This window comes from Staphylococcus sp. GDX8P80P, from assembly GCF_017893095.1.
Taxonomy (GTDB): domain Bacteria; phylum Bacillota; class Bacilli; order Staphylococcales; family Staphylococcaceae; genus Staphylococcus; species Staphylococcus borealis.
In genome coordinates this window covers 1-12,285 of sequence record NZ_JAESMI010000002.1, presented here as the reverse complement: position 1 = coordinate 12,285, position 12,285 = coordinate 1, and the positions used below count along the sequence as shown (strand labels likewise).

The 12,285-nt window shown below is 33.1% G+C and carries 9 protein-coding genes; 7 read left to right on the top strand and 2 right to left on the bottom strand.

The annotated features are described in order from the left end of the window. Positions 1 to 6 precede the first annotated feature (6 nt). From murC to ccpA, 5 genes are all read left to right on the top strand, one after another. Positions 7 to 1,320: a UDP-N-acetylmuramate--L-alanine ligase gene (murC, locus tag KA858_RS00265; protein WP_210134721.1), complete on the top strand. Its 1,314-nt coding sequence runs from the start codon at positions 7 to 9 to the stop codon at positions 1,318 to 1,320. An 81-nt stretch (positions 1,321 to 1,401) separates the two neighbouring features. Further along, positions 1,402 to 1,908 (top strand): DUF948 domain-containing protein, encoded by a 507-nt coding sequence (locus KA858_RS00260; protein ID WP_210134720.1) that lies wholly within the window; start codon positions 1,402 to 1,404, stop codon positions 1,906 to 1,908. Positions 1,909 to 1,979: 71 nt separating this feature from the next. Beyond that, a complete protein-coding gene (locus tag KA858_RS00255; protein WP_245341999.1) occupies positions 1,980 to 3,416 on the top strand; it encodes a Maebl in 1,437 nt (478 codons plus the stop codon). A gap of 288 nt (positions 3,417 to 3,704) precedes the next feature. Next, on the top strand, positions 3,705 to 4,796 hold the full coding sequence (locus tag KA858_RS00250; protein WP_210134719.1) for a bifunctional 3-deoxy-7-phosphoheptulonate synthase/chorismate mutase: 1,092 nt from the start codon (positions 3,705 to 3,707) through the stop codon (positions 4,794 to 4,796). Between the two features lie 320 nt (positions 4,797 to 5,116). Next, positions 5,117 to 6,109 (top strand): catabolite control protein A, encoded by a 993-nt coding sequence (ccpA, locus tag KA858_RS00245; protein ID WP_210134718.1) that lies wholly within the window; start codon positions 5,117 to 5,119, stop codon positions 6,107 to 6,109. A gap of 146 nt (positions 6,110 to 6,255) precedes the next feature. On the opposite strand, the gene KA858_RS00240 is transcribed toward ccpA, so the two are convergent. Then, on the bottom strand, positions 6,256 to 7,413 hold the full coding sequence (locus KA858_RS00240) for an acetoin utilization protein AcuC (RefSeq protein WP_210134717.1): 1,158 nt from the start codon (positions 7,411 to 7,413) through the stop codon (positions 6,256 to 6,258). A gap of 35 nt (positions 7,414 to 7,448) precedes the next feature. Then, a complete protein-coding gene (locus KA858_RS00235; RefSeq protein WP_210134716.1) occupies positions 7,449 to 8,081 on the bottom strand; it encodes a GNAT family N-acetyltransferase in 633 nt (210 codons plus the stop codon). Positions 8,082 to 8,245: 164 nt separating this feature from the next. Here KA858_RS00235 and acsA point away from each other — a divergent pair, with 164 nt between their 5' ends. After that, complete coding sequence (acsA, locus tag KA858_RS00230; RefSeq protein WP_210134715.1) at positions 8,246 to 9,955, top strand: acetate--CoA ligase; 1,710 nt, start codon at positions 8,246 to 8,248, stop codon at positions 9,953 to 9,955. Positions 9,956 to 10,479: 524 nt separating this feature from the next. Continuing rightward, on the top strand, positions 10,480 to 12,147 hold the full coding sequence (locus KA858_RS00225; protein WP_070855687.1) for a formate--tetrahydrofolate ligase: 1,668 nt from the start codon (positions 10,480 to 10,482) through the stop codon (positions 12,145 to 12,147). Positions 12,148 to 12,285 lie beyond the last annotated feature (138 nt).

The following is a 12,285-nucleotide window of genomic DNA, read 5'->3' as shown; positions in this document are numbered from 1 at the left end:
ATGTATATGACGCATTATCATTTTGTTGGTATTAAAGGCGCAGGAATGAGTTCATTAGCACAAATCATGCATGATTTAGGACATGAGGTGCAAGGATCCGACATAGAAAAATATGTATTCACAGAAGTAGCATTAAAAAATAAAGGAATTAAAATACTACCATTCAACAGTGACAATATTAAAGAAGGTATGGTAGTCATTCAAGGTAATGCGTTTCCAGATACTCATGAAGAAATTGTTAAAGCGCATGATTTAAAATTAGACGTGATACGTTATCATGATTTCTTAGGTCATGTGATTGATCAATACACATCTGTTGCAGTTACAGGTGCACACGGAAAAACATCAACAACTGGTTTACTGTCTCATGTTATGAATGGTGATAAAAAAACATCATTCTTAATTGGAGATGGTACGGGTATGGGATTACCTGCAAGTGACTATTTTGCATTTGAGGCGTGTGAGTACCGTCGTCATTTCTTAAGTTACCATCCAGACTATGCCATTATGACTAATATTGATTTCGACCATCCTGATTATTTTAAAGACATTGAAGACGTTGCAAGTGCTTTCCAAAGTATGGCACATAATGTTAAAAAAGCGATTATTGCTTGGGGTGATGACGAACATTTAAGACAACTTGAAGCGGACATACCAATTTATTATTATGGTTTAAACAAAAATGATGATATATATGCCGATAATATTCAAATAACTGATAAAGGTACACAATTTGATGTTTACGTTAATGGTGAATATTATGATCAATTCTTATCACCACAATACGGAGATCATAATATTCAAAATGCATTAGCAGTTATCGCGATTAGTTACCTTGAAAAGATGGATGTCAAGAATATTAAAGAAGCATTGGAAACATTTGGTGGTGTAAAACGTCGCTTTAATGAAACAAATGTTGCTAATCAAGTATTAGTAGACGATTACGCTCACCATCCAAGAGAAATAAGTGCTACAATTGAAACAGCACGTAAAAAATATCCAAATAAAGATATTGTGGCAGTTTTCCAACCTCACACATTTTCAAGAACGCAAGCTTTCTTAGAAGAATTTGCAGCATCACTAAGTAAAGCGGATCATGTTTATTTATGTGAAATATTTGGTTCAATTCGTGAAAATACAGGTGAATTAACAATTCAAGATTTAATAAATCGTATTGACGGATCTGCGCTAATCGATGAAAATAATATTGACGTATTAGAACAATTTGATAATGCTGTTATCTTATTTATGGGCGCTGGTGACATTCAAAAGTTACAACGTGCTTATGAAGAACATGTCGGCATGACAAATGAATTTTAATATGTTTATATATAATTATGTTGGGTATTTATAATTAATAGCTTTTATTTAAAAGTAAATGGTATTTAGGAGGCGTTTTTAATGGATTGGATTTTACCAATTGCTGGAATTATCGCCGCGATTGCATTCTTGATATTATGTATTGGAATCGTTGTAGTTTTAATTTCAGTTAAAAAGAATTTAGATCACGTTGCTAAAACACTTGATGGTGTTGAAGGACAAGTTCAAGGTATTACACGTGAAACAACTGATTTACTTCACAAAGCTAACCGCTTAACTGAAGATATTCAAGGCAAAGTTGAACGCTTAAATTCTGTTGTCGATGGTGTTAAAGGTATCGGCGATTCAGTACAAAATTTAAATGGTTCAGTTGATCGTGTAACTAACTCAATTACACATAATATTTCTCAAAATGAAGATAAAATTTCTCAAGTAGTTCAATGGTCAAATGTTGCAATGGAAATTGCTGACAAATGGCAAAATAGACACTACCGTAGAGGAAGTGCAAACTACAGAAACACATCTGTAGGTAACGATGCAAATCATGCAAACGAAAATTACACTACTAACGTTGAGAAAAACTTTTAATATGATTCAATCAAATGCACTTAAATGAGATTTTTACTTATTTAAGTGCTTTTCTTATAGGAGGAGCTAATATGAGTAAGAAATATAATCGTGACGCATTTGAAACGGCAAATTCTGGAAATGATTTACACGGACAAGGTGCAAATCAACAAGATAGTGCAGCACAATCAAATGCGACTAAGCATTATGATAGAGACGCTTTTACAACGACAAACACTGGCAGCGATTTACACGGACAAGGTGCAAATCAACAAGATAGTGCAGCACAATCAAATGCGACTAAACACTATAATAGAGATGACTTTGAAAAAAATAATCATGGCCATGATTTACATGATAATGGTCCAAATCAAAAAGATGGTAAGTCTAGACAAGGTTTAAATACAGAACATTATAATAGAGATGCGTTTGTCACAAATAATTCTGGTAAAGACCTACATGAACAAGGTATAAATCAAAAGACTAATGGAGAGGGTGTTTCTAGTTCCCAATATAGTCACAACAAATACAGTTCTCATCCATCACGCAAAGACTTTGTGATTAGTTTTATTACAGGTGCTTTAATTGGTTCAGCGGTTGGACTCTTTTATAAAAATAAAGCCGAAGAAAAAATTGATAGCGCAAAAAATAAAGAACAAGAATTAAGACATCGTTATCAAAACATCAAGCAACAAACTGAGAATAATATTGAAAATGTAAAACAAAAAATTGAAGACTTTAGAAATAAAGACCATTCAGAAGTTAGCAAAGAAGCACTTGTTGCACAACAAAATGCAATCAAAAAGGAAACGTCAGATAATTTAGCGGATCAATCACCGCAAGCGCAAGAAATCCAAGAAGCAAAAGCAGATGATAGTGAACATTTAAGAAATAATGAAGGCAATAGTGCTGAAGAAATTGTCGCGCAACAAAATGCGATTAAAGCAGAAACATCAGATAACTTAGCGGATCAATCACCACAAGCACAAGAAATTCAAGAAGCTAAGAAAGAGACTGAAAAAGAACAACAATCTAAAGAGGTTAGTGCAACTGAATTAGCAGCGCAACAAAATGCAGTTAAAGTTGAATCATCAAAACATAATTTATCTGATCCTTCAACTAGTGGTGATATGAGCAACCATCAACATGTGAATGCAAAAAATATAGCATCTGCAGCACGTACAAAGAAAAATAAAATAGATAATGATGCAAATGTTGCGCGTAAAACAAGAACGTTATTAGAAGAACCAGCAATTGCTAAATCATCAGGCGATAAAGTGGTCCCTAATTTAGTTACAAAAAAAGAAATTAACAAAGATGAAGATCAAGTTAAAAATAATCAAGCACATGCATCTGCTAAATTTGAAAATGGTGTCATTACACACGATACTAAATCAGCTAATGAAAAAGCAAAAGGCAATACTAAGAAAAAGCAGAATGCAACAAAAGCTAAAAATAAAACACCTAAGCAACAACAAAGAGCTGAAAAAGCAAAAAGTAAAATCGATAAACGTACCTTTAATGATTAATAAAGCTAATGCTTTTATTTAAAGTGAGATTTTAATCACTAAATGGAGTGGATTCAAAAATCTATTAATTAAATTAGATTTTTGATTCGCTCCTTTTTCTTATTTTTTTATAAAAAGTGAATATCAAATTTGATATAATAATTAGACAATTCACAAATTTTAGATAATTTATGAACTAGAACGGTTGAACTATTATTTTTTAATTGTTAGAATATTATCTAACTAATATTATTTTATCGCTTTAAAGTGATATAATTATACAAGTAACTTTTATTGAGGTGAGTAGTAATGTCAACTAAATTAGAGCAATACAGAGAAGAGATTGTTTCGATTAATAATCAAATTTTAGATTTATTATCTAAGCGTGGAGAATTAGCACAAAAAATAGGTGAAGAGAAAATTAAACAGGGTACAAAGGTTTATGATCCACAACGCGAAAAAGAAATGATTAATGAGTTAATGGATCGTAATCAAGGACCTTTTAATGATAATGTAATTAAGCAATTATTTAAAGAAATTTTTAAAGCTTCTACTGATTTACAAAAATCTGAGAATGAAAAACATTTATATGTGTCTCGTAAATTAAAACCAGAAGATACGATTGTTCAGTTTGACAATGGTGGCGTTATTGGCGATGGCAATAAATCATTTGTATTTGGACCATGCTCTGTTGAATCACAAGAACAAGTTGACGCGGTCGCAAAAGATTTACAAGCAAAAGGAGAAAAATTCATTCGCGGTGGCGCATTCAAACCTCGTACATCACCATATGGTTTCCAAGGATTAGGAGTTGAAGGACTTAAAATTTTAAAAAATGTAAAAGATAAATTTGGTCTTAATGTTGTCAGTGAAATTGTAAATCCTGCTGATTTCGAAATTGCCGACGAATACTTAGATGTGTTCCAAATTGGTGCTCGAAACATGCAAAACTTTGAATTATTAAAGGAAGCTGGAAGAACGAACAAACCTATCCTCTTAAAACGTGGCTTATCGGCTACAATTGAAGAATTTACTTTCGCTGCTGAGTATATTGCTTCTCAAGGCAATAAAAATATCATCCTTTGTGAGCGCGGTATCCGTACTTACGAAAAAGCAACAAGAAATACGTTAGATATTTCTGCAGTGCCTATTTTGAAACAAGGCACACACTTGCCTGTAATGGTAGATGTAACGCATAGTACAGGACGTAAGGACATTATGTTACCAACTGCTAAAGCTGCGTTAGCTGTTGGTGCTGATGGCGTAATGGCAGAAGTGCATCCAGACCCATCTGTTGCATTAAGTGATAGTGGCCAACAAATGGATTTAAATGAATTTAATCAATTTTACAATGAATTAAAACCATTAGCAGAATTGTATAATTCAAAAAAATTAAAATAATAAAGTAATCGTCTAAATATATTAATGAAATGAGCTATTCATTTTACTGAATTAAGAGTATGTTTTATAATACTTTTTCTAGTAACCATGAATAGCTTTTTCAATTGCAAATATTGATAAAATCTACGACTATTGAATGAATTTCATTTCAAATGTATATTATGTTAAATTACGCTTTTATGATAAAAATAATATAAAAATATGACATAAATGTGAAAATATTAGCAATATGTTTGAATGAAAGCGATTTTGTGGTAAACTTTGAAAATGAAATGAAAACACGTTATAATAACTATTAAAACGCTTACAAGGAGGAAATTATGACAGTAACTATATATGATGTTGCTAGAGAGGCCCGAGTATCTATGGCAACCGTTTCACGAGTAGTGAATGGTAATCAAAACGTTAAACCTGAAACAAGAAAAAAAGTTAATGAAGTAATTAAAAGATTAAATTATCGACCAAACGCTGTTGCAAGAGGACTAGCTAGTAAACGAACAACAACAGTAGGCGTTATTATCCCTGATATTTCTAATATCTATTATTCTCAATTAGCTCGTGGTATTGAGGATATAGCGACAATGTATAAATATCATTCTATTATTTCAAACTCAGATAATGATTCTGAGAAAGAAAAAGAAATATTTAATAACTTATTAAGTAAGCAAGTAGACGGTATTATCTTTTTAGGTGGTACAATTTCGAATGAGATCAAAGATTTAATAAATCAATCATCTGTTCCAGTTGTAGTATCAGGTACTAACGGAAAAGATGATAACATCGCTTCTGTTAATATTGATTTTAAAACGGCAGCAATGGAGATTACCGAACAACTCATCCAATCAGGCGCTAAAGAGTTTGCATTAGTAAGTGGTGATTATTCTAAAAAAGCACAAGAAGATGTGCTAATTGGTCTTAGAGAAGTGTTAGATCGTCACCAACTAAAATTAAATGATACAGTACAATTCTCAGGTTCTGAAAGTTATAAAGATGGTATAAAAGTATTTGAAGATTTAAAAAATCATCTACCTGATGCTATATTATCAATTAGTGATGAACAAGCGATTGGTATCATGCATAGCGCACTAGATGCGGGCATAAGCGTTCCAGAAGACTTACAAATTGTCAGCTTTAATAATACTCGATTAGTAGAAATGGTTAGACCAAAATTATCGAGTGTGATTCAACCACTATATGATATCGGCGCTGTAGGCATGCGTTTGTTAACTAAATATATGAATGAAGAAGAAATTGAAGAACCAAATGTAATATTGCCACACCGTATTGAGTACAGAGGAACTACGAAAGATTGATGTTAAGCAATTGAAATAAGAATAAGACACATCTCATCTTTGTGGGAGAGGTCCTAATCACAAGTGTTTCAATGGGAAAATTTACGAGTTAATAGATAGGGAGTAGGATAATGCATTTATTAAGAACATTATCCTACTCCTTTATTTTAATTTGTATACCAATGAATAATTCTATTCGCACGTTCATTATTTTTTTCAGAGATTGCTTGTGTTCTTGGGATTGTTACATAGTCACGGTAATCTTCTGTCCAGTGCTTGGGTAATTTAACAGGTGAATAGTTACGCCATTTTGTTATCCACTGTTCGGGCAAGGGGCCTTCTTGGATAGGTTCATTCATTAAAGCTAAAAATATGTGACTCCACGCTCGAGGTACCACTTGCCAAATATTATAACCACCACCACCAAACATTAGCACTTTTCCTTTAGTATATAGTTGAGCGAGTTTATTAATGATATATGGTATTTCATATAAAGTTTCTAGTGAACAACTCATATGCGTTAATGGATCTAAGTAATGAATATCGACGCCATGCACACTAAGTAGGATGTCAGGTTTATATGCTTGAATCACACTTGTTACGGATTCTTCAAATACCTTTAAATAGTTATCATGTTCTGTATAAGGTTCTAACGGCAAATTTACTGTATATCCATATCCTAAATCCTCACCACGCTCCGTGTAATGCCCTGATCCTGGAAATAAAAATTTACCTGTCTCATGAATGGAATAACACATTATCGTGTTATCTGTATAAAGACTCCATTGTGTACCGTCACCATGATGTGCATCGGTATCAATTACCATCACCCGTTGTTGATATTTTGAAGCAAGATATTTCGCAGTTATAGCAACGTCATTATATATACAAAATCCATTCGCGCGTCCAGGAAGACTATGGTGTAAGCCACCGCCTAAGTGACATCCATTTTGTATGTTTTCATTCATTATTTCATCTGCTAAATTTAGTGCACCACCTACAATGCGCGCACTATGCCTATGCATATGCCGAAATTGAAATGTATCATCAGTATTTAAACCATATTTTTGAGCTTCAGATGTGCTTAATATACCATGTGAAGCGTGCTTAATTGCTTGTATATAATCATATTTATGAATTAAAGCAAGTTCGTCTTCATTTGCAATTCTAGGTTGGATAATCTGCTCATCATTTAATAAGTTCATCATTTGGAGTAATTCTGTCGTTAATTTTAATCGCATTTGATTAAAAGGGTGATTATCATTGAAACGATACTTCAATAGTTCATCTGAGTATACATACCCCGTTTTTAAATTCTTTTGCATAAATATCATACCCCTTAAAGTTATAGCAGAAATGGCTAAAATAAAAATCGATTTTTGTAACGTAAATCATCAAAAGATTGTTGTTGGTCTAATGATATCCTTTTCCCAATTCTTGCCATTAGACAATTAGCTGGGTGACTTGTGATTTCTGGATCATCTGTAGCAAATACTTCTAAGCCACCTTTAGACATTAACTTTTGCATCATTTTCTTATATTCAAAAACATCAAGTTTTGCCGTTTTTAAATCCCAATGCCAGTAGTACTCAGTAGTTAAAACAATGTAATCTTCAAATTCATCTTGAGTGAGACTTAACGCAATAAGTTCACCACCAAGATGAAATTGTCTATAATTACGTTGTACTTCTATTGCACCTAACTCTAACAAATAAGGCAATTGACCTTCAGCCCATCTTTCAAAGTCGTCAGGATAGTGATAGGTTACATAACCGATAATATGCTTATCTTCTCGCGCTATATAAATACGTCCCTCTGGCAATTGAGTTATTTCAAGTAAAGCTTCAAACTGGTCATTTGAAGGTCTAAAGGCATTTAATGATTCGTCGAAAGAAAGCGTTTTCAAATATTGGTATGAAACAGGCCCTTCAATTGTGAAATGCTTATCTTTTATTGTAAGGTGCTTGGTTATATGCGTTTTGATATGTTTCATTTATCTCACTCCCAATACGAACTACTATTATTGTTATTTTATATTTATTTAGAGAAATAAACAAATTAAATTGTAATAATTATCTAAAGATTTTGAATAACACAAAAATTGATGTATAATACTTTTTAAAGAAAGCGATTTCATTAAACAAGGGGGAGTTTACAATGAAAGTAGAAGTATTTGAAAGCGAGAAAGGTAATTATAATTTACAAGATTATGAAAAAACTTATCAAGACTTTGATTGGGATGAAGTGAAAAAAGCTTTCTCATGGAATGAAACAGGAAAAATTAATATGGCTTATGAGTGCATAGATCGCCATGTCGATAATGGAAAAGGTGAGAAAATTGCACTTAACTATAGAGACGAAAAGCGTAAAGAACAATATACGTTTGAACAATTAAAAGTATTATCAAATAAAGCTGCAAATGTATTAGTTGATAAAGCAAATGTTCAAAAAGGGGATCGTGTATTTATCTTTATGCCTAGAACACCTGAACTCTATTTTGCCTTTCTCGGTATTTTAAAAATAGGTGCTATCGTGGGACCTCTATTTGAAGCCTTTATGGAAAAAGCAGTGACGGATAGGTTAGATAATAGTGAGGCAAAAGTTATTATTACGACAAACAGTTTAGTTAATCGAATTCCTAAGGAGAAATTACCACATCTTGAGACGATAATAGTCGTTGATGATGATGTGGATGAACAATATATAGATTTTAATAAAGAATTACATCATGCTAGTGAATCATTTGAAATCGAATGGTTGAAAGAAGATGATGGACTTATCTTGCATTATACATCTGGTTCTACTGGTCAACCTAAAGGTGTATTACATGTTCAAAAGGCCATGTTACTTCACTATATTTCAGGTAAATACGTATTAGATTTAAAAGAAGATGACATATACTGGTGTACAGCAGATCCAGGATGGGTTACAGGAACATCTTATGGCGTCTTTGCACCTTGGTTAAATGGTGTAACGAATTGTATTGCCGGAGGACGATTCTCACCTGAACAATGGTATAGTATGATTGAAACATTTAAAGTAACGATTTGGTATACTGCACCGACTGCACTAAGAATGCTGATGAGTGCGGGTGATGATATCGTTGAGAAATATGATTTATCATCATTACGTTCAATATTATCAGTAGGTGAGCCTTTAAACCCTGAAGTTATAAAATGGTCTAAAGATGTTTACGATAAACGCGTGCTAGATACATGGTGGATGACTGAAACAGGTGGACATATGATTGTAAATTACCCAGCAGTTGATGTTAAATTAGGCTCAATGGGTAAACCACTGCCAGGTATTGAAGCTGCTATTGTTGATGATTCGGGTAATGAGTTACCACCAAATCGAATGGGTAATTTGGCTATCAAGAAAGGTTGGCCATCAATGATGTATTCAATTTGGAAGAACCCTGAAAAATATGATTCATATTTCATTGGTGATTGGTATGTATCTGGAGATTCTGCGTATCAAGATGAAGATGGTTATTTCTGGTTCCAAGGACGCGTTGATGATGTCATTATGACTGCTGGTGAGCGTGTGGGTCCTTTCGAAGTAGAATCTAAATTGGTTGAACATGAAGCGGTTGCGGAAGCTGGGGTTATCGGTAAGCCAGATCCAGTCAGAGGTGAAATTATCAAAGCCTTTATTTCATTACGACAAGGTTATGAACCATCTGACGAATTAAAGACAAATATTCGTAAGTTTGTTAAAGAAGGATTATCAGGTCATGCAGCGCCAAGAGAAATAGAATTTAAAGATAAATTACCAAAAACACGTTCAGGTAAAATTATGAGACGTGTCTTGAAAGCTTGGGAGCTTAACTTAGATGCAGGTGATTTAAGTACAATGGAAGATTAAATTATTTATTAGACAGGGTCTGCGACAGAATTCTTAGTAAGATAGCCAGCGAATGAGTTTTTACAAATTCATTCGCTGGCTATCTTTATTTACATTCATTCGTATTGTTACTTTACTTGTCCAACTTGCTAAATTTGTAAATCTATTTTGAGATATGCTTTGTTTGGGCGCAATGATTAACTATATTCTACTATCCATTTTAGATCACATAATTTAAGAGATTTTATTCTTAAAATTATTAAATTACTGTTCTATTTAGAAATAATCGTTTCAAATTTTAAATAAAGTATTAATGTATTTTTACCTAAAAAGTTAATGATTTACATTCGGTATATTTTTAAATTAGTTGATTTATCATAAAATTAAGTTAAATTTTACACAAATCATTGGAAACGCTCTCAAAAATTCGACATCGCTTTCATTGTTAGTTATTATTAGTATGTAAGATTAAAAGAAACCTTAAAACATTTATTTGAGGTATTCTTACATAAATCAAACTAAAATTAATAAGGGGTTGAAATAAGTTGGCACATTTATCAGATTTAGACATTGCTAATCAATCAGAACTTAAACCTATTGGAGAAATCGCTGAAAAAGCTGGCATCCCAGCAGATGCTTTAGAACAATATGGTCACTATAAAGCTAAGATTGATATCAATCAAATCAAACCTAAAGACAACAAAGGGAAAGTCGTTTTAGTAACTGCTATGAGTCCTACGCCAGCAGGTGAAGGTAAATCTACAGTTACAGTTGGATTATCTGATGCGTTCAACGAATTAAATAAAAATGTAATGGTCGCTTTACGTGAACCAGCATTAGGACCTACATTTGGTATTAAAGGTGGGGCAACTGGTGGCGGTTATGCACAAGTACTACCAATGGAAGATATTAACTTACACTTCAATGGTGACTTCCATGCCATTACTACTGCTAACAATGCGTTATCTGCATTTATCGATAACCACATCCATCAAGGTAACGACTTAGGCATTGATGTACGTCGTGTTGAATGGAAACGTGTATTAGACATGAACGACCGTGCATTACGTCATGTGAACGTTGGTTTAGGTGGACCTACAAATGGTGTACCACGTGAAGATGGCTTCAACATTACAGTTGCTTCAGAAGTAATGGCTATCTTATGTTTAGCTCGTAATATTAATGACTTAAAAGAAAAAATTAGTCGTATAACTATCGGCTATACTCGTGACCGTAAACCAGTTACAGTTGCTGACTTAAAAGTTGAAGGTGCATTAGCAATGATTTTAAAAGATGCTATTAAACCTAACTTAGTTCAAACAATTGAAGGTACACCTGCATTAGTTCATGGTGGACCATTCGCAAATATTGCACATGGTTGTAACTCTATTTTAGCTACAGAAACTGCACGTGATCTTGCAGATATCGTTGTAACTGAAGCAGGATTCGGTTCAGACCTTGGTGCTGAGAAATTTATAGACATTAAAGCTAGAGAAGCTGGCTTCGAACCATCAGCAGTCGTATTAGTTGCAACAGTTCGTGCGCTTAAAATGCATGGTGGCGTAGCAAAAGATGATCTTAAAGAAGAAAATGTTGAAGCTGTAAAAGCTGGTATCGTTAACTTAGAACGTCACGTTAATAACATCCGCAAATTCGGTGTTGAACCAGTTATCGCATTAAATGCATTTATTCATGACACTGATGCAGAAACTGAAGCTGTAAAAGCTTGGGCTAAAGAAAATAACGTTAGAATCGCTTTAACTGAAGTTTGGGAAAAAGGCGGTAAAGGTGGCGTTGAATTAGCTAACCAAGTATTAGAAGTTATCGAACAACCAAATGATTTCAAATTCTTATATGATTTAGATCAATCATTAGAAGAAAAAATTGAAACAATCGTTAAAGATATTTACGGTGGTTCTTCAGTAACATTCAGTAAAAAAGCTAAAAAACAATTAAAAGAATTTACAGATAATGGATGGGGTAAATATCCAATCTGTATGGCTAAAACACAATATTCATTCAGTGATGATGCTACTGCATTAGGAGCACCAACTGATTTTGATATTACAATTAGAGAATTAGAAGCTAAAACAGGTGCAGGATTTATTGTTGCCTTAACAGGTGCAATTATGACTATGCCTGGATTACCTAAGAAACCAGCTGCGTTAAATATGGACGTTACAGAAGATGGCCATGCAGTAGGTTTATTCTAGAGTAATAATATATAGTAAATAAAAATTATATGTATACGAAGATACATGATTAAATCTGAGTCCGGGACATAAAGTTCTTGGATAAGTGAATAAAAGACAATTTCTATTGAAATAATATAGAAATTGTCTTTTATTAAA